We start from the raw sequence: 24,409 nt of genomic DNA, 5'->3' as shown, positions 1-24,409 counted from the left end.
CCACATCGGCGGCCTGTCGAGGGGGTGACTGGTTTCGACTTCGTACGCAGCGACAGGGGAAGCGAGCCGAGGAAGCCGACGTCGTCTCGAGAATCGGTCGTCGGAAACTTATAAGCGCCAAGAACACTCGCGCTGACTTCGCTCTCGCCGCCTGAGGCGAGTAGCTAAGTCTGTCGGCCTGGGAACGCCTTCGTCCCAGTAGCCGGCATCAGCTAGGAGGCTGGCCAATCGGACCCGGTCGCGGGGTCCGTGCGGCGAGATTAATCAGCGACTGGGCCCGTCACACCAACTTGCTCGCGTGAGCGGTGGGGCCGAGTAGAGGCACAGCGAGCTGCGCTCGGAGAAGCCCTGACAAACCGGCGAAGGACCCGGGTTCGATTCCCGGCACCTCCACCACCTCGAAGCGAAGCGCCCCGGCCACCGGCCGGGGCGCTTCGTCGTTCCGTGACGGCGGCCCTTTTTCGCCTACGCTGCCCGCTGTGACGAACCAGGAGCTGCGTCTGTCGGTCGGCGCGTCCCCCGGCCAACGCACCGTCTCGGTGGTGGCCGGTGTCTTCGCCGCCGCGGTGGGCGTCGCGTTCGTGGTGCTGCCGCTGATCGCCGACGGGCTGCTGCGCCGCCTCACCGGCACGGGCAACGGGCTCGCCTCCTACGAGGACGCCCGTGACCTGCCGCCGGGGATGCTGCCGTCCGGGCTACGGGAACCCGCCGACGGGGACCAGCCGGGTATCGGCCCGCTGGCGGGGCTGTGCGGGCTGCCACTCGTGCTGCTCGGCGTCTACCTGGTGCTGCGGGTGCTGCGAACGGCCGCCTGGCTGGACGGCAGCCGGGTGCGGGTGCGGGGACCGTTTCGCAGCCGTACCGTCGATCTCGCCGCCGCCCGCATCGACACCCCCACGGTGTCGTACCGCGCGGCGGGGGACGAGCCGCCGGCCCGCGGGCACCGGCTGTCGGTCGTCATCGCCACTGATCGGGACAGCGGGCACCGCGTCGCGGTCCCGCTGCGGGGCATGGGGCTGCCCACCCTGCCCCCTTCCGAGTTGCGGGCGCTCGCCGACGCGATCACGACGGGCCGGCCCGATGACCGGCCGGACGGCGTCGCGCACGCCGTCGCCGCCGACCTGCGCCACCTCGCGGAGCACCAGCCCGGCACGTGACGGGGTGCGCCGCTGACGCCGTGTCTAGGGGGCGTCACTGGGCCTCGATCGGGTGCGGCCGGGACGGGAGTGGCCGATGTGCCTGATGGGGCGGATGAGGCGGCCAGGGCCTCTGGACAGGCGCGTACGGGCGGGTTCACCATCGCGGTATGGGGTAGCAGCGCAGCGCGGGAGGTGCCATGGTCACCGGTCCGGTCCAGCAGCCGTCAGTCACCACCCGGTCCTCCGTGACCCAGCCATACCCGGCCGGGCTGCCCGGTCAGCCGCGCCCCGCCGGGCTCGCCGGTGACGTGCACGCACTTGCCCGGGCCGTCGCCAACGCCACGACCGAGCCGCGCTGGCGGGAGAACGTGCTGCTCCGGCTGCGTCCGGTCGGGCAGGGCTTCGCCGAGCACGTCCGGGTCACCGAGGGGCCTGGCGGCCTCTACCGGGAGTTGCTCACCCACTCGCCCCGGCTGGACCACCGGGTTCGGCTGCTGACCCGGGAGCACTCCGCGATCGTCGCCGCGATGGTGGCCGTGCAGCGGGTCGCCGAGCGGCCCGAGGCCAGCCTCGACGAGTTACGACACCGGGCGAGCCACCTGTTGCGGGTGTTGACCCGGCATCGGCGGCGGGGTGCCGACCTGCTGTGGCAGGCGTACCAGATGGATCTGGGGGGCGAGACCTGACGGGAACCGGGGTGCCGGCGGACACGTCGAACCTGGCATGCGTCGAGAGGCCCTACTGCTCGTACTCCCGCTGCTCTGCACGCTGGGCTGCGCCGCGACCGGCGTCGACCCGGCCGAGCGGCCCGCCGGCCCGGAGCACCGCGCGGAGGCGTTCGACCGGCGGGCCACCGAGGTCGCCGAGGCGTGGCGACCCGGCCCCGACTGGCGCACCGGGTACGTCCCGTTGCAGGGGCCGACCGTGCTCCCCGGCGACCCGCGCTTCACTCCCGACACCGAGTCGGCCTTCCGCGCCGGTTGGTACCGCGCCCAGATCCCCATCCCGTCGGCCGGTGTGGGTGACGGGGAGATCCGATTCCCGGACGGCCGGTTGACCCTGCCGCTGGTCAGCGCGTCCGAGGCGTACCGGCAGCTCGACCAGGGTGACCCGCTGCCCTGCCCGGGGCGGCCCAAGCGGCCCGGCCTACCCACCCCGGGCGGCCCCACCGTCGAACCAGGACCGGATGGTTGGTCCACCAGCGCGACACAGACCGCCTGCCTCGCGTTGACCGTCACCGGTGTCACGCTCGGCGCCGTGCCGGTGCGTACCAGTCGGGGTGAGGCTCAGGTCCCGGCCTGGCTGTTCGCGGTCGAGGAGTTGGCCACCCCGGTGGCCCGGCTCGCGGTCGCGCCGACGGCGGTCGCCCCGGCCCCCGAGCCCACCGCGCCGGCACAGCCGCTGGCGGACGGGCTGGTGGCCGCCCAGGACCTGGTGGCGGTCGACGGGGCACGGCTGACCGTCCGGCTCGGCGTCGGCGCGTGCGACACCGGGATCACCCCGCTGGTGCGGGAACGACCGGACGTGGTGGTGGTCGGCGGTGGAGTCACCCGGCCCACTGGCGAATGCATCGACCTGCTCAAGTCCGAGCCGGTCACCGTCACCCTGACCGCCCCGCTGGGGGCGCGGCCGGTGCTGGACGTCTTCACCGGCGCTCCACTGTCGATCGCGGCCCGGTGATCCGGCGCCGGCGCGCCAGGATCAGAGGATCTTGGGTACGTCGGTGCTGATCGGCACCGGCAGCACGGTGGGACCGTCGGCGCGCAGGCCGGTCGCGAGCGCCGCGCCGAGATCGTCGGGAGTCTGCACCACCTCGGTGGTGCAGCCGTAGCCGGCCGCTATCGCGGTGACGTCCAACCCCGGCAGGTCCAGCCCAGGCACCCCGGGCGTGTCCTTCAACTCGGCGAACGCCTTGAGGATCGCGTACTGCTGGTTGACCGGGACGATGACCACCACGGGCAGTGACAGTCGCGCGGCGGTCCACAGCGCCTGCACCGAGTAGTGGAACGAGCCGTCGCCGATCACCGCCACCACCGGGCGTCCGCGCCCGGTGTCCCGCTCGGCCAGCGCCACCCCGACCGCCGCCGGCAGGCCGTAGCCGAGGCCACCGCTGGCCATCGTGAAGTACGACGCCGGTTGGGTGATCCGCAGCCGGCGGCGCAGCGCGGACAGGTTGGACGGCGACTCCTGGACCAGCACGCCGTCCTCCGGCCAGTGCGTCGCCAGCGCGGCGAACAGGGCGTCGGCGCTCAGCGGCGCGGTGATCTCCGGGGGTGCCGGAGCGGCCCGGGGCGTCGGGGGCTGTCGGTCGGCTGGAGGAACCAGGTCGAGCAGTGCGGTCAGGGTCAGCCCGGGATCGCCGAGCAGGCTGTCCCCGACCGGAGCCCGCGCGGCCTCGTCCGGGTCGTCCGTGACGTGCAGCAGCCGGGCGCCCTCGGGCAGGTGGCCGCCCGGCACGTACGGGTAGTAGCGGAACACCGGGGCGCCGATGACCAGGACGGTGTCGTGCCCGCCCAGTGCCTCGGCCAACGGGCCGATCGCGAACGGCAACACCCCACGGAAGCTCGGGTGGTCCTCCGGAAAGACGGCCCGCTCCGGTGCGGGAGCGGACCAGACCGGCGCGGCCAGCCGTTCCGCCAGCGCGACCGCCGCCGACCAACTGCCGGAGCGGTCCACCCCGGGACCGAACACCAGCGCGGGGTTGCGGCTGTCGGCCAGCACCCGGGCGAACTCGGCCAACCGCTGGGGGTCCGGCCCGAACCGGGTGGCCACCGAGCGCGACGCGGGTGCCGCCTCGGCCGGCTGCGCCCAGTCGTCCATCGGCAGCGAGAGGAAGACCGGCCCGGCCGGCGGCTGCACGGCGGTCGCGTACGCCCGCAGCAGCGCCGCCGGGATGTCCTGCGCGCGGACCGGTTCGTAGCTCCACTTGACGTACGGCTCGGGCAGCTCGACGGCCCGACGGCTGGTCAGCCGGGGTTCGAGCAGCAGCATCTCCCGGGTCTGCTGGCCGGCGGTGACGATCAGTGGGGTCTTGTTGTGCCAGGCGGTGACGAGGTTGCCCATGCCGTTGCCGGTGCCGGGGGCGGTGTGCAGGTTGACGTGCGCGGGCGCACCCGTGGCCTGGGCGTACCCGTCGGCCATCGCGACGGCCGTGGCCTCGTGCAGGGCGTGGACGTAGTGGAAGTCGTCCGGGAAGTCCCGCAGGAACGGCTCCTCGGTGGAACCGGGATTGCCGAAGACGGTGGTCATGCCGAGGCTGCGGAGCACGTCGTACGTCGCGTCCCGGACCGTTGCCATCGCCACCTGCCTCCGTGTCGCGTGCGCGCAGGGACGATCGCGGTCGCCCTCTCGACCAGCCGAATCTATCGGGATGTGCCGGACCTTTCGGTCGTTTCTCCGGCGTCGGTGGTGCCGCTCGTCCGGTGAACCGGGGCCGGGTCGCGCACGGGCCGGCCCAGGGCGGTGCGAAAGGCAGGGAAAGTCGCCGGGGATCAACGCAATCGACAAGTAGCCAGCATCGCCGACGCACGTCCCGCGAAAGCGGCGCTCCGGAGCCCTCGACGGCCGCTCGTACGGAGTTTCCAGGTCATGCGGGGTGACGTCGAGGAGGGCGTGCGGGCCGGATCCGTCGATCATCGCGACTCGGCCGTCCGTGCCACCGAACCTTCGTCTTAACTGTCTGATCACCCGCCGGTCAGACCTTAGCCAGCGCCCGGGACGCAAGCTATGGTGCCAGGCATGGCGTTGACAGCGCGGCTGAAGCTGGCGCACCGTGCGGATCCCCCGGGTGGCGGGTCCCCGGTCCGGGCTCACGATTGACGGTAGGTGGGATGCAGGGAGAGGGCCAGGCGATCGGCGGACGGGCGATGGAGTCGATGACCGGGCGGCTGCTGGTCGCGACTCCGGCGCTCAAGGACCCGAACTTCGACCGTACGGTGGTGCTGCTGGTGGCCCACGAGCCGGGCGGCGCGCTCGGCGTGGTGCTGAACCGGGCCACCGAGGTGCCGGTCGCCGAGGTGCTGGGCGACTGGAGCGACCTGGCCCGCGACCCGGCGGTCCTCTTCGAGGGCGGGCCGGTGCAGCCCGACTCGGCCATCTGCCTGGCCCGCATGCGGCAGCCGCTGCGCCGGCTCAAGGGCTTCCATCAGGTCTCCGGGGCGGTCGGCACGATCGACCTCTCGATCGACCCGGAGAAGCTGCGGGAGAGCATCGGCGGCATCCGGGTGTTCGCCGGCTACTCCGGCTGGGGCAGCGGGCAGTTGGAGCAGGAGATCGCCGACGGCTCCTGGTTCCTCCTGGACGCCCTGCCCGGTGACGCCTTCGTCGACCGCCCGGACGACCTGTGGCCGATGGTGCTGCGCCGGCAGGGCGGCATGATGGCCGCCGTGGCCCACTTCCCGCCGGACGTGGCGCTCAACTGACCCCGGCCCGCCGGGGACCCCGCGAGATGACCATGCCCGCCGGTCTGTGTATAGTTTCCCAGTGCCCGGGCGACCGGGTGACAGCAAGGGGCCGTGGCGCAGCTGGTAGCGCACCACACTGGCAGTGTGGGGGTCAGGGGTTCGAGTCCCCTCGGCTCCACCCTTGGAGATCAGGGCGTTCGTCAGACATGACGGGCGCCCTGACTCGTTTCCAAACGGCGACCGTGGCCGACAGGCAAGCGCTGCCGCCGGCCCCGCCCCAGCCTTCCTGGCATCGAGAACCACGTGCCGCGCATCCCCCACGATGCGTCGATGTTGTCCCACCTGGCCCGGCTTTGCCCGATAGATGGGGACAGGGCGCGGAAGGTAGCAGCTGTACCGTGTCGCGGTCGTCTTCATTCATGCACGGGGGTTTCTATGACGATCCGCCGATACACCGGGTTTGCCGTGAGCGCCACGATCCTTGCGCTCGGTCTCGCCGCCGCACCAGCCGCCGCCGCTGCTCCGAATCAACCCGACCCGGCGAAGCTCGCCGCCGGCGGGGAGAAGGACCCGCAGACGGGTAAGAACCGCAAGTATCTGGTCGGTCAGGGCGCGGACGTGCCCGCTGTGCTGGGCGTGACGAACGCGGGCGACGCCCCGGTCGAAGGCCTCGTCGTCCAGGTGCGGATCCTCAACGATCTGGATTACACCAAGAAGTACGAGAACTGCTGGTACGCGGTCGACAGCAACCAGGAGACGGCCTGGTGCGCGTTCGACCAGAAGCTCGCGCCGGGCGAGAGTCTGGCCGTCACCGGGGTGGGGATCTCCACCAAGACGGACGCTCGGGCTGAGAAGATCTCCTCGATCATCCACCAGTGGTTCAGCAAGGAGTACGCCGACGCGCGCGGCGGCGTACAAGCGCTGGCCGACCAGTGGGCTGGCCAGGGCACGAAGGCGGTCCGCGGCACCGACGCCGCGCTGACGTTGGCGGCTCCCGCCGGGCAACTCGGAGGGCTGAACGGCCCGATCGGTTTTGTCGGCGTCGAGCTGGTGACGCCGAGCCCGACCGCCAGCCCCACGCCGACCGCGACGCCGACCGTCGCGCCGACCGCCTCGCCGTCCGTCACGCCGTCCGTCACGCCCTCGGCCAGTTCGAGCGGTGAGGGCGGTGGGCTGCCCGTGACCGGTGCCGGCACCACGACCGTCGCCGGCGTGGGGGGAGCGCTCCTGCTCCTCGGCGGTGCCGGCTACCTGATCGCCCGCCGCCGCCGTACGCGTTTCGTGGCGTAGCCGGAAACGACGGAGACGCGACAACGCCCCGACCGGAAAGTTACCCGGTCGGGGCGTTGTCGACTGTATGTCCGCTAAGGGCGTTGTCAGCCCTGGCGGCTCTTCCACTGCGGGTTCGCGCGGTTCACCACGACCACCCGGCCGTGCCGGCGGACCACCACTGAGCCCGGCTTCTGCTTGAGCGCGCGCAACGAGGTGCGTACCTTCATGTCTGCCTCCTCGGCCTGGGGTCTGGCCTCGATCCGTACCGTCTATCGGAACGCCCTGGCCGCACCCACGATTCCCGGCCACGCGGCGTCGAACCTTTGCCTCCCCGCGCTCGTACCACTGGCGGGAGGTCAACGTCATGACCGTACGCCGGCTGCTCGCCACGGTGCTTGTCGCTGCCGCGACCGTGCCACTGGCCGCCACGCCCGCAGCCGCGCACGGCGCACCGACCGACCCGATCAGTCGGGCGGCGGCCTGCGGCCCCGAGGGCCGGTACGCGGCCACCAGTGCCTGCCGGGCGGCGGTCGCGGCGGGAGCCGCCGTGCGGGAGTGGGACAACGTGCGGGTGGCCGCGATCAACGGCCGGGACCGGCAGCGGATCCCGGACGGTGAGTTGTGCAGCGGTGGGCTGTCCGCGTACCGGGGACTGGACCTGCCCCGGACCGACTGGCCGAGCACCGAGCTGACCGCCGGAGCGACGTTCACCTTCCGGTACCGGACCACGATCGAGCACCGGGGAACCTTCCGGCTCTACGTCACCCGGCCCGACTACGACCCTCGTAGACCGCTGACCTGGTCGGATCTGGAGTCGCGCCCGTTTCTGACGGTGACCGACCCGCCGGTGCGGGCCAGGGCGTACCAACTGGCGGGCCGGCTGCCGGCGGGCCGCAGCGGCCGGCACCTGATCTACACGATCTGGCAGAACTCCAACACCCCGGACACCTACTACTCCTGCTCCGACGTGGTGTTCCGGGCGGCGCGGAGCGGCACGGCGAAGAGCGCGCCGGCTGTCCCGCGTACCACGGCGAGTCGGCCGGCCGCCGCCGCGTCGACGGTGGCGGCGGCGGCCGACCCGGGCGTGCCCGTGGCGTCGGTACGCGACCTCGGCGCGCGGTGGCCGGTGCTGGCCGGCGCGGCCACCGTGCTGGTCCTCGCGTTGCTGATCGGCGTCGGCCGGCGTCGGCGCGGAGCCGTCGCGCCGGTCGGGCGGCAGTGCGAGGTACGCAACCACCGGGCCGGGCGGCGCCGGATCTGGTGACCCGACCCGCCCGACACCCGGCGGCGCTCAGCCCAGGTGCCGGTCGAACGGCACCTGGCCGGTCTCACCTGAGGTTCAGCTCCAACGTGTCGGCGCTTGCCCCGCCGCCGCAGGTGAGCGCCCCCGCCACGAAGTAGCCGCGATCGCCGACCCGGGCGGCGCCCAATCCGTGCCGGCCCTGCGGCAACGGCGACAGCGTGGTCCAGCGGTCCTTGCGGGGGTCGTACGCCGTCACGTCGTCGTAGGTGGTCTCGTCCGGCCTGCACTCGCCGCCGGCGTACACGATCCGGCCGTTGAGCACGACTGCGGCTCCGGCGGAGCGGGGCGTCGGCAAGGGGGCTGCCCTGCTCCACCGTCGGGTCCGGGTGTCGTAGACGTCATGGCGTGCGAGGCTGTCCTCCCCGTCGGCGACCCGGCCGCCGAACACGTGCACGCGATCGCCGAGGACGGCGACTCCCGCGTGGTCGCGCGGCTCGACCGGCAGTGGCTCGGCCGTGGACCAGCTGCGCCGCGCCGGATCGTACGTCAGGTGGGTCCGGACAGTGCCGTACCCCATGGAGATCGGCGGATCCGGCAGGGTCACGACCGTGTGGGAGTCCCGTCCGCCGAGCAGGTGCAGCTTTCCGTTCACCGCCGCGACGCCGACCGAGCCCAGCTTCTGGGGCATGTCCGGCAGCCGGCTCCAGGCGTTGCGCAGCGGGTCGTAGGCGTAGGCCACCTGCTGCGGATGCATGTGCACGATGTCGGTGAAGCCGCCGAAGGCGTACAACTTTCCGTTCAGCCCGGCCACGCCGACGTGCGTGAGGGGGCGCGGCAGGGGCGCGTGCTGCCGCCACCGGTCGGTACGCGGGTCGTAGCTGGTGACCAGGGTCGTCGCCCACGTTGGCTGCTCGTCGCCGTCCTGCACGGTGCCACCGACGACATAGACGCGGCCGTCGAGCGCGGCCACCCCTACCTCCGCCCGTGCCGTGTTCATTGGCGCCCTGTCGCTCCACACAGCTCGATCATGGCCGGCGGGTGATTTTGCCTGCGCGCTGTCGGCCGACGTCACCTGCCCGAGGCCGGCGACGGACAACGCCGCTGCCGCCAACGTCGCCGCGACGATGCGATAGTTCCTCTTCAACTCTGCTCCAAGATGGGTAGTGGTCGACGGCTCGGTGGTGCGGTGTGTCATGCCCGAGGCGCGATCGGGGCCTTCGAGCGACGCCCCCAGGCGACGAAGAGCGCGAGCACGATGAACAGGACGTTGACGGGCGTGTCCGCGGCCTCTCCCCGGGAGAGGTGGAAGACGATCGCGGAGGCTTGCAGCGCGACGCACCCGAGAGCCGCGAGCACTGTCACTTCGGGCCTGATTCGGGTGAGCGAGGGCAGGAGCACGCCGATCCCGCCGAGGATGTCGAGTGCGGCGGTCGCGTAGAACAGGCCCGGTGGGACCTCGCCTGCCCAGGCGAACGCCTCGGCGACCCGCTCGATGGGCGTGACGATTTTCCAGACGCCGCCGCCCGCGAAGATCAGCGCGAGGGCTCCCTGGGCGGTCCACAGGCCGATGGTGAGTGCGCTGACGGGCGGTGTCCGCAGCGTTTGTGCAGGGTCGGTCATCACGAGTTCCTCTCGGGGAAGCATGCCTCCGAACCTAGCCTAGTTGTTCAGTAATAGACAAGGTGTTCAGAAGTTGTCGGATGGTTTGGCTGTTCGGTAGGGTCGGTGGTCGTGGAGCAGGAAGCCGACAGCGTCGATCCGAGGGTTCAGCGGACCCGGCGGGATGTCGTCGACGCGGCCACGGCGCTGTTCCTGGAGCAGGGTTGGGCGGCGGTGACTCACGCCGAGGTCGCGCACCGGGCGGGCTACTCCAAGGCGACCATCTATGCGCACTGGCCAACGCGCCTGGACCTGGTTCGGGCGTCGGTCGATCAGATGTGTGCCGCAGTCGGGCACCCCCAGTTGACCGGCGACCTACGCCACGACCTGATAGCCGGCTTGCTCGACTTCGGGCAGGACCTCGCCGACGGGCACCTGGTCAGGGTTTTCGGCGGGCTCCTTGAGCGGGCCGGCAGTGACCCCATCGTCGATGAACTGCGCGAGCGGCTCTACGCGGCCGGGACCCGGTCACTGGACTCGGCCCTCCGCTCTCACCTGCGGGCCGAGGATGTCGAGCCTTCGCTGGCGCTCCTGGTGGGCGGGGTGCTCGTGCGCGCGGGTTTCCAGGTTCAACCGGCGGATCGGCCCTTCGTCGAAGACCTCGTCGATCGGGTCCTGGCCGCGGCGAGGCGGGACGACGCGCGATAATCGTCCGGCCGTTGCCGGGACGTCCTGCCCAACAACCGTGTTGGCCGGCACCCCGGGAAGGGTGCCGGCCAACGTCGTATCGCGGTATCGCGGGCGCTCAGCCCAGCAGTCGGTCGATCTCGGCCAGTTCGTCGGCGGTGAAGTCGAGGTTGCCGACGGCGGCGACGTTGGCCTCCAACTGCTCGACGCTGCTCGCCCCGATGATCAGGCTGGTCATCCGCGGGTCGCGCAGCGCCCAGGCCAGCGCGAGTTGGGCCAGTGACTGGCCGCGCCGCTCGGCGACCGCGCCGAGCCCTCGGATGGTGGCCATCTTCTCGTCGCTGAGGTCGCTCTCGTTGAGGAAGACGCTGGTGCGCACCCGCGAGTCGGCCGGGATGCCGCCCAGGTAGCGGTCCGTCAGCAGGCCCTGGGCCAGAGGGCTGTACGCGATGCAGCCGGCACCGACCTCCTCCAGCGTGTCGAGCAGGCCGTCGGACTCGGTCCAGCGGTTGAGCATCGAGTACGACGGCTGGTTGATCAGCAGCGGCGTGCCGAGGTCGCGCAGGATCGCGGCGGCGCGGGCGGTCTGCTCCGAGTTGTAGTTCGAGATGCCGACGTAGAGCGCCTTGCCGGAGCGGACGATGGCGTCCAACGCGCCCATCGTCTCCTCCAGCGGGGTGTCCGGGTCGAACCGGTGCGAGTAGAAGATGTCGACGTAGTCCAGGCCCATCCGGCTCAGCGACTGGTCCAGCGACGAGATCAGGTACTTGCGCGAGCCCCACTCGCCGTACGGGCCGGGCCACATGAGGTAGCCGGCCTTGCTGGAGATGACCAGCTCGTCCCGGTACGGCTTCAGGTCGGTGGCGAGCATCCGGCCGAAGTTCTCCTCGGCAGAGCCGGGCGGCGGGCCGTAGTTGTTGGCCAGGTCGAAGTGGGTGACACCCAGGTCGAACGCGCGCCGGACAATGTCGCGCTGCCGGTCGAACGGGCGGTCCGGGCCGAAGTTGTGCCACAGCCCGAGGGAGACGACGGGCAGCCGCAGGCCACTGCGTCCGCTGCGCCGGTAGGTCATGCTGTCGTAGCGGTCATCCGCGGCGAGGTAGGTCACGATCATGAGCGTAGACCCGGTCCCGGGTACGCGGGATCGCGCGTTAGAACCCGGACAACGGGGGTAGTTTCGACACCATGCGGTTCATCCCCCTCGACACCCCCAAACCGCTTTCCAAGATCGGACTGGGCACCTGGCAGTTCGGCTCCCGGGAGTGGGGTTACGGCCCCGACTACGAGCAGCGGGCCGCGCAGATCGTCCGACGCGCCGTCGAGCTGGGCGTGACCGTCTTCGACTCCGCCGAGGTCTACGGGTTCGGGCGCAGCGAGCGGATCCTCGGCGCGGCCCTCGGCGACGACCGGCCCAAGGTCACCGTCGCCACCAAGATCTTCCCGGTGCTGCCGGTGGCCGCCGTGGTGCAGCAGCGAGCCGTCGCCTCGGCGGCCCGGCTCGGCGTCACCACCCTCGACCTCTACCAGGTGCACCAGCCCAACCCGCTCGTCGCCGACCACTCCACCATGCGCGGCATGCGGGCGTTGCAGGACGTCGGGCTGGTCGCCGAGGTCGGCGTCAGCAACTACGGGCTGCGTCGCTGGCAGGTCGCCGAGGCCGCGCTCGGCCGGCGGGTGCTCAGCAACCAGGTCCGCTACAGCATGCTGGACCGCGCGCCCGAACAGGACCTGCTGCCGTACGCCCAGCAGACCGGCCGGGTGGTCATCGCGTACAGCCCGCTGGCCCAGGGCTTTCTCTCCGGCCGGTACGACGCCAAGAACCCGCCGACCGGCGCGATCCGGCGGGCCAACGCCTACTTCCTGCCCGAGAACCTGGAACGGGGCGCTGCCCTCATCGACACCCTGCGCCAGGTCGCCGACGCCCACGACGCCACCCCCAGCCAGATCGCCCTCGCGTACCTGCTGCGCCACCCCAACGTGCTTGCCATCCCCGGCGCGTCCGGCGTGGAGCAGATGGAACGCAACGCCGCAGCCGCCGACATCGACCTCGCCGACGACGAGTACGCGGCGCTGGCCGAGGCCGCCAAACGGTTCCGTCCGGTCACCGGGCTCGCCGCAGTGCCCCGGATGCTGCGCGCCCGGTTCGCCGACCCATCGGGAAAGTGAGCACAGTGGACGACATCACCGCGCTGATCCTGGACGACCACGCCTCCTTCCGGCGTGGCTTCGCCCGACTCGACGACGCCCGCGACGAGCAGGAACTCCTCGCCGTCTGGGACGCCCTCGCCCTGCACCTGGACATCCACGCCGAGGCCGAGGAGGCGATCCTCTATCCCCACCTGGTCAAGCACGGCGACGACGGCGAGGACGAGACCACCGACGCGATCGGCGACCACAACAAGATCCGGGATGCCATCGCCGAGGCCAAGCTGCACCCGGTCGGCTCGAAGCCCTGGTGGGAAGCCGTCGGCACGGCCCGCCGGGAGAACAGCGAGCACCTGGCCGAGGAGGAGGACGAGGCGCTGCCCGACTTCCGCCGCAACGCCAGCGTCGAGCTGCGTGCCGAACTCGGCCAACGGTGGCTGACCTTCTACGGCGAGCACAAGAACGGGCGCAACCTGCCCTTCCGGGACAAGGACCCGCAGGCGTATGTGGCCGACCACCGCTGAGCGTCGTGGTGCCGCGCCTGAGCTAGCGTGGGTCGGGTGACTGCGCCTACCCCGGTAATCCCGGTTCCACCGGCCGACCTGCCCAGCACGCTCGGCGCGCTGCGGGCGGCCGGTCACCAGTACCGCACCGTCAAGCAGGAACTCCGTGCCAACCTCCTCGCCCGGATGCGCTCCGGCGAGGCCCGCTTCCCCGGCATCGTCGGCTACGACGACAGCGTGCTGCCCGAGGTCGAGCGGGCGCTGCTCGCCGGGCACGACATGGTGCTGCTCGGCGAGCGGGGCCAGGGTAAGACCCGCCTGATCCGCTCGCTGGGCGCGCTCCTCGACGAGTGGACCCCGGTCATTCCGGGCTCGGTGCTCAACGAGCACCCGATGCACCCGCTCACCGCCGCGTCCCGCGCCCAGGTCGCCGAGGCCGGCGACGACCAGCCGGTCGGCTGGCTGCACCGCTCGATGCGGTACGGCGAGAAGCTCGCCACCCCGGACACCAGCGTCGGTGACCTGATCGGTGACGTCGACCCGATCCGGATCGCACAGGGCCGCACCCTCGGTGACCCGGAAACGATCCACTTCGGGTTGGTACCCCGTACCAACCGGGGCATCTTCGCCGTCAACGAGCTGCCCGACCTGGCCGAGCGGATCCAGGTGGCGCTGCTCAACGTGCTGGAGGAGCGGGACATCCAGGTTCGTGGCTACCAACTGCGGCTGCCGCTGGACCTGCTCCTGGTGGCCAGCGCCAACCCGGAGGACTACACCAACCGGGGCCGGATCATCACGCCGCTCAAGGACCGGTTCGGCGCGGAGATCCGTACCCACTACCCGATCGACCTGGAGTTGGAGCTGGCGCTGATCCGGCAGGAGGCCGACCTGGTCGCCGAGGTGCCGGAGCACGTGCTGGAGGTCCTGGCCCGGTTCGCCCGCGCGGTGCGGGAGTCGCCGTCGGTGGACCCGCGCTCGGGCGTCTCGGCCCGGTTCGCGATCGCCGCCGCCGAGACGGTCGCCGGTGCCGCGCTGCGCCGCGCCGGCCTGCTCGCCGCCGCCGACACCCCGGAGGGTCGCCCCGAGGCCGCCGTGGCCCGTGTCGGTGACGCCGTGTCGGTGACCAGCACCCTGCGCGGCAAGGTGGAGTTCGAGAGCGGTGAGGAGGGGCGGGAGATCGAGATCCTCGCCCACCTGCTGCGTACCGCGACCGCCGAGACGTTCCGGGCGCACCTCGCCGGGCTGGACCTGTCCGGCTTCACGGCACTCGTCGAGGAGGGCGCGGCGATCGAAACCGGCGAACTGGTCGGCGCCGGCGAGCTGCTGCGCCAGGTGGGCACCGTGCCCGGCCTGGCCAAGGTGCTGGACCGGCTCGGCCTGGGTGACGCACCCACCCCGGAGGAGGCCGCCGCCGCCGTCGAGTTCGTGCTGGAAGGGCTGCACCTGACCCGCCGGCTCGGCAAGGACGTCACCGACTCGGGGCGCACCGTCTACGGCGGCCGGGGCTGACCGTGGCCGGCAACCGGTTCCGGTACGGGCAGTGGCGCGGCGGACCCGATCCGCTCGCACCCCCGTACGACGTGCAAGAGGCGGTGGACGCGGTCGGCGCCGAGGTGCTGGCCGGCGGCAGCCTGCGCGAGGCGCTGCGCAACCTGCTGCGTCGTGGCCCACAGGGACGTGGCGGGCTGGACGACCTGGCCGCCCGGGCGCGGCGGCTGCGCCGGGAGGCGCTTCGTCGTGGCGACCTGGACGGCGCGGTGACCCGTGCGCAGGCACTGCTCGACCAGGCCCTCGCCGCCGAGCGGGACGAACTGCGGGGCCGCGACGACGATGACGCGCGGTTCGCCGAGTCGGTGCTGGACAACCTGCCCCGGTCCACCGCGCGGGCGGTCGAGGAGCTGTCCGGCTACCAGTGGGCCAGCGAGGACGCCCGTCGCTCGTACCAGCAGATCCTCGACCAGCTCCGTGACGACGTGCTCGGTCAGCGGTTCGCCGGGCTGCGCGACGCGGCACGCGCCTCCGCCGACCCGGCCGTTCAGCAGCGGCTCGCCGACATGATGCGGGACCTGAACGACCTGCTGGCCCGGCACGGGCGCGCGGAGGACACCACCGACGCGTTCGCCGAGTTCATGCGCCGGCACGGTGACTTCTTCCCGGAGCGGCCGGAGACCGTCGACGAGCTGATCGACGTGCTGGCCCGCCGTTCGGCGGCCGGCGAGCGGCTGATGAACTCGCTCTCCGACCGGCAGCGCGCCGAGCTGGCCGGTCTGATGCAGCAGTCGCTGGGGGACCGTCTCGCCGGGGAGTTGTCCGCGCTCGACGCGAACCTGCGGGCGTTGCGGCCCGATCTGCGGTGGGGACGCGGGGAGCGGGTCCGGGGCGAGCAGCCGTTGGGCTACGCCGACGCGGCCGGGGCGCTCGGAGAGATCGGCGAGCTGGACGACCTGCTGGACCAGCTCGACCAGGACCACCCCGGGGCCACTCTGGACGACGTGGACGTCGACGCGGTGGCTCGCACGCTGGGCCGGGACGCCGCGGATGACGTCCGCCGGCTGCGCGAGCTGGAGCGGGAGCTGCGCCGGCAGGGCTGGGTGAGCCGGGACGCGGACGGGCTCACGCTCAGCCCGAAGGCACTGCGCCGGCTCGGCGGGACCGCGCTGCGGCGGGTCTTCGCCGAGTTGACCGCCGGGCCGCGCGGGCAGCACGACCTGCGCTCGGCCGGTGCCGCCGGCGAGGTCAGCGGCGCGTCCCGACCCTGGGAGTACGGCGACGAGCAGCCCCTGGACGTCGTCCGCACCCTGACCCGGGCGGTCACCCGGACCGGGCCGACCGTTCCGGTGCAGCTCGCGGCGGACGACTTCGAGGTGGTGGAGACCGAGAAGAGGGCCTCCGCGGCGGTGGTGCTCTGCGTCGACCTGTCGTACTCGATGATCTCGCAGGGTCGTTGGGGGCCGATGAAGCAGACGGCGCTGGCGCTGGCGCACCTGATGGAGACGCGTTTCCCGCAGGACGCCCTGCAGATCGTGGGCTTCGGCCGGGAGGCGATGACGCTCACCCAGCAGGAGTTGGCCGCCGTGGAGCCGGACCTGGAACAGGGCACCAACCTCCAGCACGCGCTGCGACTGGCGGGTCGGCACCTGCGCCGGCACCCGGACGCCGAGCCGGTGGTGTTGGTCGTCACCGACGGCGAGCCGACCGCCCACCTGGACCCGGATGACGGGGAGGCGCTGTTCCACTGGCCGCCGCTGCCGGAGACGATCGAGGCGACCGTCCGCGAGGTGGACCGGCTCAGCCGTTACGGCGCCACGCTCAACCTGTTCATGCTCGGCGACGACCCGGGCCTGCGCCGCTTCGTCGACGCGGTGGCCCGCCGCAGCCGAGGCCGCATGTTCACCCCGGACACCGACGACCTGGGCGAGTACGTGGTGTCCGACTACCTCCGCTCCCGCCAGTCCCGCCGCTAACCGCCCTCCTTGTCGATGGAGTTGTGGTGGGTGACAAATGGCTCTCGTCCGGGTGAACCGGGCACCACAACTCCATGATCGACGGGGTGGGGGCGGGTTGACTGGGGGGATGGAGAGCGGGGGGTTGCGGCGGGCTTATGGCGCGGTCTTCGCCGAGCTTGACGCGGGGGAGTTCGGGGCGGCGCCGTCAGGGCAGCTCAGTGCTGAGCAGATCGTGGCGCATCTCGTCGCCAACGACGAGCTGATGATCCAGGCCACCGAGGCACTGCTGGCCGGGTCGCCGTTCGCCTACTACGAGCTGGAGGAGGACGTGCACCGTCCGCAGCTCGACGCGTTGGCCGCCGAGCAGGGCGGCCTGCGTGGTCTGACCGCGCTGCTGCACGGCACCAGTGAACGGCTCTGCGCGTTGGTGGATCAGCTCGGCCTGGAGGCGGAAACCCCGGTCGAGACCCACCTGCGGGAGGGCTTCGACCTCAACGTCGACGAGTCGCTGCCCTGGTCCCGCACCCTGGACCTGCACACCCGTGTCCACCTCCCCAAACACCAGGCCCAGCTACACGTGCTCCGCACCAACCCCTAACCCTCGCCGATCTTGCACTTCCTGCCTGGATAAAGAGGGCATATGGGGCAAGTCGCCGACCGAAAGTGCAAGATCGCGGGGAGAGGTGGGGCGGGGGTGGAAGGCGCGACGCCGATGCGTCAGCCGAGGGTCCACTGCTGGACGGGCCGACCGTCGCAGGGCCGCTGCCGGACCTCGTCCCCGGCCTCGGCGCCGTCGTCGTCGGCCTGCGCGCACTTGCCGCTGTGTGCGGCCACCAGCAGCACCGGGCCGGTGCCGGTGGCGGTCAGTCGCCACTGCTGGTTGGGCCTGCCGTGGCAGGGGAACTGCATCATCCGGGCGCCGTCGTCCCCGCTGCCGCCCTCCACGTCGAGGCACTGCCCGTAGGCGGCGTTGGTCAGCGTCACGACGTCCGCGGCGGCCGGGTTGACCACCCACTGCTGCTCCGGGCCGCCGGTGCAGGCCGCCAGCTCCGCCTCGGCCTTCTCGCCGTCGCCGTCGAGCGCGAGGCAGAGCCCGGAGGCGGCCCGCACCATCGTCGGCCCGGTGGGCGGGCCGGCCGGGGTGGTGGGCGACGGGGTCGGCGACGGCTCGACCGAGGCGGTCGGGCTCGGCTCGGCCGCCGGGGTGGTGGGCGCCGGCACGCTGGACGGCGCGCCGACCGTCGCCGGCACCACCGGCTCGTCGTCACCGCCGAACAGCCCGGTGGCGAAGACCACCCCCACGAGTACGCCGATCAGCCCGACCGCCAACGCCAGCCGCAGCAGCGGGTCGCTCAACAGGCCGGAGTTTGGCGCCCGGCGACCGCCGTAGACGGTGCCGGCGGGCGCGGGGCGTTCCTCGGGCGCGGACATGGGGCCATCCTCACCCACGGCGGCGCGCCGGAGCCAACCCAGCGGTCAGTCGACGACCCGGACGTCCTTCCAGAACGCCACCCGGTCGCGCACCATCTCGGCGTCCGGCTTGGGCTCCGGGTAGTACCAGACCGCGTCCTGGCTGGTGCTGCCCTCGTGTTCGAGGGTGTAGTAGGAGGCGGTGCCCTTCCACGGGCAGACGGTGTGCGTCGCGGACTCGCGGATCAGGTCGTCGCGCAGGGCGGAGCGGGGGAAGTAGTGGTTGCCCTCGACCAGCACGGTGTCGTCGCTCTCGGCAATGACCAGGTCGTTCCACACGGCTTTCGGCATGTCCCCAACAGTAGGCCGCCCCACCGACGACGACAGGGTTCAGCGGGTGGGCTGTGGGTCGGTGACGTCGGCCACGGTGGCGCCGAGCGTGGTGATCGCGGCGTCGGCGTCGACCGCGATGGCGAGACCACGTTCGCCTGCGCCCAGGGTGATCTCCCGACCGCGCAGCCGCTCGTCGGCGATCACCGGCCAGGCCGTGCTCGCGCCGAACGGGGTGATGGTGCCGCGCTCGTAGCCGGTGGCGGCCAAAGCGCCCGCCGCGTCCGGCATGGAGAGACGGTGCACCCCCAGCAGGGCCCGCAGCTTGGGCCAGGAGACGACCCGGTCGCCGGGGGTGAGCACGAACAAATGGTCGTCCGCACCCCGGCGCACCACGATCGTCTTGACCACGTCCGGTACGGCCACGCCCCGGGCGGCGGCGGCCTCCGCCAGGCTGCCGACCGCGCCGTGGCTGACCAACCGGTACGGGAGCCCGGCGGAGTCCAGGGCGGTGATCGCGGGCGACGGCATGACCGCCACGGTAGCGGCCGGACCTGGCACGGGACGAGAAATGGCCGCCGCTGACATCCCCACGAATTTCCGGGTGCGGGCGTAAGGTGATCACATGCGCGCTGAGCGTGTGGATCACCCCATTGACCATGATCAAGCGGTGGACACGTTGCGGCGGTCGTACGCCGCGGTGCCCACGGGCGAGCCTGTCCGGCTGGCCAAACGCACCTCCAACCTGTTCCGCCCCCGGTCCGCTCCCCGGACCCCGGGCCTCGACGTAAGTGGCCTCAACCGTGTGCTGTCGGTCGACGCGACCGCCCGGACCGCCGACGTGCAGGGCATGTGCACGTACGAGGATCTGGTCGACGCGACGTTGCCGCACGGGCTGATGCCGTTGGTGGTGCCGCAGCTGCGCACCATCACCCTGGGCGGGGCGGTGACCGGCCTCGGGATCGAGTCGACGTCGTTCCGCAACGGCCTGCCGCACGAGTCGGTACGGGAGCTGGACATCCTCACCGGCTCCGGCGAGATCGTCACGGCCCGGCCCGACGGCGAGCACGCCGACCTGTTCACCGCGTTCCCCAACTCGCTGGGCAGTCTCGGCTACGCCACCCGGCTGCGCATCGAGCTGCAACCGGTCGGCCGGTACGTGGCGTTGCGCAACGTCCGGTTCACCCGGCTGGAGGCGCTCACCGACGCGATCGCCGAGGTGACCGCCAGCCGGTCCTGGGCCGGCGAGCCGGTCGACACGCTGGACGGGGTGATGTTCAGCCCCGGCGAGGCGTACCTGGTGCTGGGCACCTTCACCGACACGGCCGACCCGCCCAGCGACTACACCGGCCAGGCGATCTACTACCGGTCGCTGCGCCGGCGGACCCGGGACGTGCTCACCGCGTACGACTATCTCTGGCGCTGGGACACCGACTGGTTCTGGTGCTCGGCGGCGTTCGGCGCGCAGCACCCGGTGGTGCGGCGGCTCTGGCCGGCGCGTTACCGGCGCAGCGACGTCTATCACCGGCTGGTCCGGCTGGAGCACCGGCACCAGGTGGCGGCCCGGGTCGACCGGTTGCGCGGCCAGCCGGCCCGGGAGCGGGTCGTGCAGGACGTGGAGATCCCGCTGGACCGTATGGCTGACTTCCTGCGTTGGTTCGCCGGCGCGGTGGGGATGACCCCGGTGTGGCTCTGTCCGTTGCGATTGCGCGAGCCGGCGGGTCCCGGTTCCGCGCGCTCCTGGCCGTTGTATCCGCTCCGGCCGGGGCAGGACTACGTCAACATTGGGTTCTGGGGGAGCGTGCCGATCGCGTCGGGCGCCGCTGACGGCGACGTCAACCGCACGATCGAACGCAGGGTGTCGGAGTCGGGCGGTCACAAGTCGCTCTACTCCGACGCGTACTACGACCGGGACGCGTTCGACCGCCTCTACGGCGGCGACACGTGGCGCGCGGTGAAGGACCGCTACGACCCGGACCACCGGCTGACGGGACTGTACGAAAAGGCGGTAGCACGAGCATGAGCCTGACCGACAGAGATCAGGGGGCGGCCAGCGCCCCTGCCACCCCGCCGGCGGGGGGCCGGCCCACGGGTCCGACCGTGGCGGACGTCATCCGCGCGGTCACCGCCGGGCCGCTGCCGGTGCGGATCACCGGGTACGACGGCAGCGCCGTCGGCCCGGCCGACGCCGGCATCACCCTGGCGATCCGTTCCGAGCGGGGGCTGTCGTACCTGCTCACCGCACCTGGCGATCTGGGCATGGCCCGGGCGTACGTCAGCGGCGACCTGGCGTTGCAGGGGGTGCACCCGGGCGACCCGTACGAGGCGTTGCGGGTGCTCAAGGACGAGCTGCGGCTGCGCCCGCCGTCGCTCACCGACGGGCTGGCGATGGTCCGTGGGCTGGGCTGGGAGCGGCTGATGCCGCCGCCGGCCCCGCCGCAGGAGGCGCTGCCGCGGTGGAAGCGGGTGATGAACGGGCTGGTCCACTCGCGGGTCCGCGACAGCACTGCCATCTCGCACCACTACGACGTCTCGAACGCCTTCTACGAGAAGGTGCTCGGCCCGTCCATGACGTACACCTGCGCGGTTTTCCGGTCTCCGGACGACACGTTGGAGCAGGCCCAGGCGGCGAAGTACGACCTGGTCGCGGGCAAGCTGGCGTTGCAGAAGGGGATGCGGCTGCTGGATGTGGGCTGCGGCTGGGGCGGCATGGTCCGGCACGCCGCACGCGAGTACGGCGTCAAGGCGCTGGGGGTGACCCTGTCGAAGGCGCAGGCGCAGTGGGCGCAGGCCGCGATCGAGCGGGAGGGGCTGACCGGGCTGGCCGAGGTGCGGCACATGGATTACCGGGACGCGCCGGCGGAGCAGTTCGACGCGGTCTCCTCGATCGGGTTGACCGAGCACATCGGGGTGCGCAACTACCCGGCCTACTTCGGGGCGCTGCGGTCCCGGCTGCGTGCGGGTGGGCGGTTGCTCAACCACTGCATCACGCGGGCGGACAATCGGGCGCCACACCGCTCGGGCGCGTTCATCGACCGGTACGTCTTCCCGGACGGTGAGCTGGCCGGCCCGGGTCGGCTGATCAGCGAGGTGCACGACGCCGGGCTGGAGGTGCACCACGAGGAGAACCTGCGCCAGCACTACGCGCTGACGCTGGCCGCCTGGTGTCGCAACCTGGTGGAGCACTGGGATTTCTGCGTCTCGGAGGTGGGCGCGGGCACCGCCCGGGTGTGGGGGCTGTACATGGCCGGGTCGCGGATGGCGTTCGAGCGCAACGGCATCCAGTTGCACCAGGTGCTGGCCACCCACAACGGCCCGGACGGCGTGAATGGCTATCCGCTGCGGCCGGACTGGCTGGCCTGACCGGGGCTTGACCGTCGCCTGAAGCCGCGCCGAGAAAATCGGCGCGGCTTCTCGCGAAGCGATTGACAAACAAATTTTGTACGTACAAACTGGTTTTGCCATGAGAGATGTCCTGTACCTGGAGCAGATTGAGCAGGCCGAAGTCCTGCTCAAACCGCAGCGCGTCGAGGTGCTGCGGCAACTGGCCGAACCGCGCACCTGCACCGAGGTCGCGGCCCGACTCGACCAGACGCCACAGCGCGTCTACTACCACGTCAAACAGCTCGTCGCTGCCGGCCTGGTCGAGCTGGTCAACGAGCGCAAGGTCCGCGGCATCACCGAGGGCATCTACCAGGCCGCCGCCCGGTCCTACTGGCTCTCGCCTCGGCTGGTCGGCCGGATCGGGCTGCGCCGTGCCCGCGACGAGCTGAGCCTGGGCTTCCTGCTCGACCTGATGGAGGACGTCCAGGCCGACATCGCCGCCCTGGACCGGACGGCGCCCGAGCTGCCCTCGATCGGGGTCTCCGGCGAGATCCGGGTGCCGGCCGAGCAGCGCCAGCAGTTCCTGCACGACCTGCAAACCGCACTTCAGGACCTGTTCACCCGCTACGGCGGCAGCGAAGGAGATGCCTTCAAGATCGCCGTCGCCTGCTATCCGAAAGGGAACGACAATGAGTGAACCGTTGAAGGTGCAGGCCCGCCTCTTCGCGCCCGTCGGGCGCGTCCGCCAGGCCCTGACCGACCCGGCCGAGCTGCGAATCTGGCTGGCCGAGCACGCCGAGGTCGAGCTGCCCCGGCGGTACGAGTTCTGGGGCCGCTACACGCCCGAGGGTGACGCCCCGCATCAGCGCCTGCTGCACGCCGACGACGACACACTGCGCTTCGGCTGGCTGCTCGACGGGGTGGAGACCACCACCGAGTTCCAGTTGACCGCCGAGGGCGCCGACAGCACCGTGCTGACGTTGACGCAGAGCCACTTCGACTTCGCCGAGGCGATGAGCGGCTCCAGCATCCGTGGTGTCCTCCAGACGTACTGGGCGCTGGCCATCGCCAACCTGGCCTCCCACCTGGAGGGCCGGTCGCTCCTGCCGCGCACCGACTTCACCTCCGCCGACCTGCGCGGCGAGCTGGTCATCGCCGCCCCCGCCGACAAGGTGTGGGAGTCGTTGACCGACTCCGAGCAGGCCAGCGCCTGGTTCGGCTACCCGATCGGGATCGAGCCGTGGGTCGGCGGCCGGTATGCGATGGGCGGCTTCGAAACCGGGTACGCGGCCAAGATCGTCGACCTGGAGCCCGGCCGCAAGATGTCGGTCGACTGGGGACCGACCGGCGTCACGCACTGGGAGCTGGCCGAGTCCGGCGGTCGGACCACGCTGACCTTCGTGCAGAGCGGCTTCGACGAGGGCAACCCCCCGTACGCGGCCTGGAGCGGGTCGGTGGCCGGGCTGGCCGAGCTGCGCCGCTTCCACGAGGTGCCGGCCTGGCAGCCGATCTGGCTCGACACCGAGGTGCCCGGCCTGGAGCCCGCCAACTGATTCACCCGTCAACGACGCCTCCACCCTGGATAGTTTGTGCCGTCGGCCGGATGTCCAGGGTGGAGCGTCGGGTGATAGGGCTCGTTGACTGTCTGCCCGGCCGGTAAGATCCGCGGAGTTTCTGCAGGACGGCGGCCAAGGCGGTGTGGGTGGCACATCCAGAGCGTGCGGACCGGGCCCCCGAGGGCGGCGACGAGGCCGGGACGGTGTGTGGGCTGACCGACCCGGGACTGGAGCTGCCCGGTGGGCCTGCAGCTGCCTTCTGAGCTCGCCGAAGCCCTCAACTGGGTAGGTTTCACCTGGCCGGAGGCCGACGAGGAGCTACTGTTCGAGGCCGCCCAGGCGTGGATGTCCTTCGCCGGCAAGCTGCGCACGACGGCTGCCCAGGCGAACGCCGGAGCGAGCGCCGTGAGCGCGACCAATCGGGGGCGTGATATCGACGCCTTCGAGGCGCGGTGGCGCGACGAGGAGGGTCCACCCCGCCGTATCGAGGACGGCGCCGAGGCCGCGGAACTCATCGCCGCCGCGCTGCTCGTGATGGCCGTGATCACGTTGGCCCAGAAGATCCTCACGATCGTTCAGCTGGCGATCCTGGTAATCCAGGTTGCCATGGCCCTGGCGGCAGCCGCCCCCACCCTCGGTGGCTCGCTGGCACAGATCCCGATCGCGATCGGCGTGGCCCGGGTCGCGATCCGCCGGATCATCAAGGAGGTCGTGGAACGGGTCGTCAAGGAGATCATTCCGCGAATGCTCCGCCGCGCCAAGACGTTGCTGCGCCGGTTCGACCGCAAGGGCCCCAAACGTCGGCCGGAGCGACCCGGCGTGCCCGGGCCACTGCAGGAGGTCCGTTACCAGGGGCGACCGATGCGGGATGACTACCGGTACGAGACCATGGGCGACCACCCGGGGAATCCCTTCCGACCCAAGTCGGTGCGTCGACTCAGCGAGGCGGAACTGGAAGATCACCGGGTGTACGTCGACTCGGACGGCGTCCTGCGCCAAGCACTGGACGGCCAGCCTTTCGACACCCGTGCCGCGTCCACGCACTGGAGCCAGGACGGCGGCCGGGCCATCTTCGTCATGGACGAACGGGGCAACATCTACGCCTCGAACTACCAGGAGGTCGGTAACTTCCACCACTCGACCCTGGGCAACGGCCGCCCGGTCGCGGCAGCCGGCGAGATCGCGGTCGTCGACGGTAGAGTGCAGTACGTGACCTCCGCCAGCGGGCACTATCGACCCGATCCTCAACAGATGCGGCAGGTCACCGACGAGTTGAGCCGTAACGGCGTCAACGACATCCCGCTCTTCGGCTTCGACGGCCGTACCCGGTTGAATTGACCCGTCGGAAAGGG

Annotated in this window: 25 protein-coding genes, 1 tRNA gene and 1 other RNA gene; 19 read left to right on the top strand and 8 right to left on the bottom strand. The window is 71.7% G+C overall.

Annotation, left to right across the window (positions count from 1 at the left end; all coding sequences use genetic code 11):
* Window positions 1–20 precede the first annotated feature (20 nt).
* The 4 genes from ssrA (at window position 21) to ABZ808_RS20460 (ending at window position 2,819) form a co-directional block, all read left to right on the top strand.
* Window positions 21–396: a transfer-messenger RNA gene (ssrA, locus tag ABZ808_RS20475) on the top strand.
* Window positions 397–479: 83 nt separating this feature from the next.
* Window positions 480–1,157 carry a hypothetical protein gene (locus ABZ808_RS20470; RefSeq protein WP_357008707.1) on the top strand — a complete coding sequence of 226 codons (678 nt, stop codon included), beginning with the start codon at window positions 480–482 and terminating at the stop codon, window positions 1,155–1,157.
* A gap of 227 nt (window positions 1,158–1,384) precedes the next feature.
* The gene (locus ABZ808_RS20465; RefSeq protein WP_357008705.1) at window positions 1,385–1,825 is read left to right on the top strand and encodes a hypothetical protein; all 441 of its coding nucleotides are present in this window, start codon (window positions 1,385–1,387) and stop codon (window positions 1,823–1,825) included.
* A 37-nt stretch (window positions 1,826–1,862) separates the two neighbouring features.
* Entirely contained in the window at window positions 1,863–2,819 is a 957-nt protein-coding gene (locus ABZ808_RS20460) for a hypothetical protein (RefSeq protein ID WP_357008702.1), read from the top strand.
* Window positions 2,820–2,840: 21 nt separating this feature from the next.
* On the opposite strand, the gene mdlC is transcribed toward ABZ808_RS20460, so the two are convergent.
* Window positions 2,841–4,436 carry a benzoylformate decarboxylase gene (mdlC, locus tag ABZ808_RS20455; RefSeq protein WP_357008699.1) on the bottom strand — a complete coding sequence of 532 codons (1,596 nt, stop codon included), beginning with the start codon at window positions 4,434–4,436 and terminating at the stop codon, window positions 2,841–2,843.
* Between the two features lie 533 nt (window positions 4,437–4,969).
* Between mdlC and ABZ808_RS20450 the strand changes: the two genes are divergently transcribed.
* The 3 genes from ABZ808_RS20450 (at window position 4,970) to ABZ808_RS20440 (ending at window position 6,832) form a co-directional block, all read left to right on the top strand.
* Window positions 4,970–5,560, top strand: a complete 591-nt coding sequence (locus ABZ808_RS20450) for a YqgE/AlgH family protein (protein WP_357008696.1) — start codon at window positions 4,970–4,972, stop codon at window positions 5,558–5,560.
* Window positions 5,561–5,647: 87 nt separating this feature from the next.
* A tRNA-Ala gene (locus tag ABZ808_RS20445) sits at window positions 5,648–5,720 on the top strand.
* Window positions 5,721–6,007: 287 nt separating this feature from the next.
* Complete coding sequence (locus tag ABZ808_RS20440; RefSeq protein ID WP_357008693.1) at window positions 6,008–6,832, top strand: LPXTG cell wall anchor domain-containing protein; 825 nt, start codon at window positions 6,008–6,010, stop codon at window positions 6,830–6,832.
* Window positions 6,833–6,918: 86 nt separating this feature from the next.
* On the opposite strand, the gene ABZ808_RS20435 is transcribed toward ABZ808_RS20440, so the two are convergent.
* Window positions 6,919–7,041, bottom strand: a complete 123-nt coding sequence (locus tag ABZ808_RS20435; RefSeq protein ID WP_357008690.1) for a 50S ribosomal protein L36 — start codon at window positions 7,039–7,041, stop codon at window positions 6,919–6,921.
* A 137-nt stretch (window positions 7,042–7,178) separates the two neighbouring features.
* Between ABZ808_RS20435 and ABZ808_RS20430 the strand changes: the two genes are divergently transcribed.
* Entirely contained in the window at window positions 7,179–8,078 is a 900-nt protein-coding gene (locus ABZ808_RS20430) for a lytic polysaccharide monooxygenase (protein ID WP_357008687.1), read from the top strand.
* 64 nt (window positions 8,079–8,142) lie between these two features.
* Here ABZ808_RS20430 and ABZ808_RS20425 read toward each other — a convergent pair whose 3' ends face one another.
* The gene (locus tag ABZ808_RS20425) at window positions 8,143–9,027 is read right to left on the bottom strand and encodes a kelch repeat-containing protein (RefSeq protein WP_357008685.1); all 885 of its coding nucleotides are present in this window, start codon (window positions 9,025–9,027) and stop codon (window positions 8,143–8,145) included.
* Between the two features lie 221 nt (window positions 9,028–9,248).
* Window positions 9,249–9,677, bottom strand: coding sequence for a DoxX family protein (locus ABZ808_RS20420; RefSeq protein ID WP_357008682.1), 429 nt, complete (start codon window positions 9,675–9,677; stop codon window positions 9,249–9,251).
* A gap of 111 nt (window positions 9,678–9,788) precedes the next feature.
* Between ABZ808_RS20420 and ABZ808_RS20415 the strand changes: the two genes are divergently transcribed.
* Window positions 9,789–10,364: a TetR/AcrR family transcriptional regulator gene (locus tag ABZ808_RS20415; protein WP_357008679.1), complete on the top strand. Its 576-nt coding sequence runs from the start codon at window positions 9,789–9,791 to the stop codon at window positions 10,362–10,364.
* A 97-nt stretch (window positions 10,365–10,461) separates the two neighbouring features.
* Here ABZ808_RS20415 and mgrA read toward each other — a convergent pair whose 3' ends face one another.
* Entirely contained in the window at window positions 10,462–11,457 is a 996-nt protein-coding gene (mgrA, locus tag ABZ808_RS20410) for an L-glyceraldehyde 3-phosphate reductase (protein ID WP_357008676.1), read from the bottom strand.
* Between the two features lie 71 nt (window positions 11,458–11,528).
* On the opposite strand from mgrA, the gene ABZ808_RS20405 reads away from it, so the two are divergent.
* The 5 genes from ABZ808_RS20405 (at window position 11,529) to ABZ808_RS20385 (ending at window position 17,035) form a co-directional block, all read left to right on the top strand.
* Window positions 11,529–12,509 (top strand): aldo/keto reductase, encoded by a 981-nt coding sequence (locus ABZ808_RS20405; RefSeq protein WP_357008673.1) that lies wholly within the window; start codon window positions 11,529–11,531, stop codon window positions 12,507–12,509.
* A 5-nt stretch (window positions 12,510–12,514) separates the two neighbouring features.
* Window positions 12,515–13,012 carry a hemerythrin domain-containing protein gene (locus ABZ808_RS20400; protein ID WP_357008671.1) on the top strand — a complete coding sequence of 166 codons (498 nt, stop codon included), beginning with the start codon at window positions 12,515–12,517 and terminating at the stop codon, window positions 13,010–13,012.
* Between the two features lie 27 nt (window positions 13,013–13,039).
* Window positions 13,040–14,500: a sigma 54-interacting transcriptional regulator gene (locus tag ABZ808_RS20395; protein ID WP_357008668.1), complete on the top strand. Its 1,461-nt coding sequence runs from the start codon at window positions 13,040–13,042 to the stop codon at window positions 14,498–14,500.
* Between the two features lie 2 nt (window positions 14,501–14,502).
* The gene (locus ABZ808_RS20390; RefSeq protein WP_357008665.1) at window positions 14,503–16,455 is read left to right on the top strand and encodes a VWA domain-containing protein; all 1,953 of its coding nucleotides are present in this window, start codon (window positions 14,503–14,505) and stop codon (window positions 16,453–16,455) included.
* A gap of 109 nt (window positions 16,456–16,564) precedes the next feature.
* The gene (locus tag ABZ808_RS20385; protein WP_357008663.1) at window positions 16,565–17,035 is read left to right on the top strand and encodes a hypothetical protein; all 471 of its coding nucleotides are present in this window, start codon (window positions 16,565–16,567) and stop codon (window positions 17,033–17,035) included.
* 119 nt (window positions 17,036–17,154) lie between these two features.
* Here ABZ808_RS20385 and ABZ808_RS20380 read toward each other — a convergent pair whose 3' ends face one another.
* The 3 genes from ABZ808_RS20380 to ABZ808_RS20370 are packed head-to-tail and all read right to left on the bottom strand — an operon-like array spanning window position 17,155 to window position 18,708.
* Window positions 17,155–17,868 (bottom strand): RICIN domain-containing protein, encoded by a 714-nt coding sequence (locus tag ABZ808_RS20380; RefSeq protein ID WP_357008660.1) that lies wholly within the window; start codon window positions 17,866–17,868, stop codon window positions 17,155–17,157.
* Between the two features lie 45 nt (window positions 17,869–17,913).
* The gene (locus ABZ808_RS20375; RefSeq protein WP_357008656.1) at window positions 17,914–18,198 is read right to left on the bottom strand and encodes a DUF427 domain-containing protein; all 285 of its coding nucleotides are present in this window, start codon (window positions 18,196–18,198) and stop codon (window positions 17,914–17,916) included.
* 39 nt (window positions 18,199–18,237) lie between these two features.
* Window positions 18,238–18,708 carry a YbaK/EbsC family protein gene (locus tag ABZ808_RS20370; protein WP_357008653.1) on the bottom strand — a complete coding sequence of 157 codons (471 nt, stop codon included), beginning with the start codon at window positions 18,706–18,708 and terminating at the stop codon, window positions 18,238–18,240.
* A 94-nt stretch (window positions 18,709–18,802) separates the two neighbouring features.
* Between ABZ808_RS20370 and ABZ808_RS20365 the strand changes: the two genes are divergently transcribed.
* The 5 genes from ABZ808_RS20365 (at window position 18,803) to ABZ808_RS20345 (ending at window position 24,395) form a co-directional block, all read left to right on the top strand.
* Window positions 18,803–20,200, top strand: a complete 1,398-nt coding sequence (locus ABZ808_RS20365) for an FAD-binding oxidoreductase (RefSeq protein ID WP_357008650.1) — start codon at window positions 18,803–18,805, stop codon at window positions 20,198–20,200.
* Window positions 20,197–21,540, top strand: coding sequence for a class I SAM-dependent methyltransferase (locus ABZ808_RS20360; protein WP_357008647.1), 1,344 nt, complete (start codon window positions 20,197–20,199; stop codon window positions 21,538–21,540). Before ABZ808_RS20365 ends, ABZ808_RS20360 begins: the two co-directional genes overlap by 4 nt.
* Window positions 21,541–21,640: 100 nt before the next feature.
* Window positions 21,641–22,198 carry a helix-turn-helix domain-containing protein gene (locus tag ABZ808_RS20355; protein ID WP_357008644.1) on the top strand — a complete coding sequence of 186 codons (558 nt, stop codon included), beginning with the start codon at window positions 21,641–21,643 and terminating at the stop codon, window positions 22,196–22,198.
* The gene (locus ABZ808_RS20350) at window positions 22,191–23,054 is read left to right on the top strand and encodes an SRPBCC domain-containing protein (protein WP_357008642.1); all 864 of its coding nucleotides are present in this window, start codon (window positions 22,191–22,193) and stop codon (window positions 23,052–23,054) included. Before ABZ808_RS20355 ends, ABZ808_RS20350 begins: the two co-directional genes overlap by 8 nt.
* A gap of 243 nt (window positions 23,055–23,297) precedes the next feature.
* Window positions 23,298–24,395 (top strand): hypothetical protein, encoded by a 1,098-nt coding sequence (locus ABZ808_RS20345; RefSeq protein WP_357008639.1) that lies wholly within the window; start codon window positions 23,298–23,300, stop codon window positions 24,393–24,395.
* Window positions 24,396–24,409: the final 14 nt, after the last annotated feature.

The organism is Micromonospora sp. NPDC047527 (assembly GCF_040643015.1).
Taxonomy (GTDB): Bacteria; Actinomycetota; Actinomycetes; order Mycobacteriales; family Micromonosporaceae; genus Micromonospora.
The sequence above is the reverse complement of the archived record's forward strand: the minus strand, read 5'-3'. Positions and strand labels throughout refer to the sequence as shown.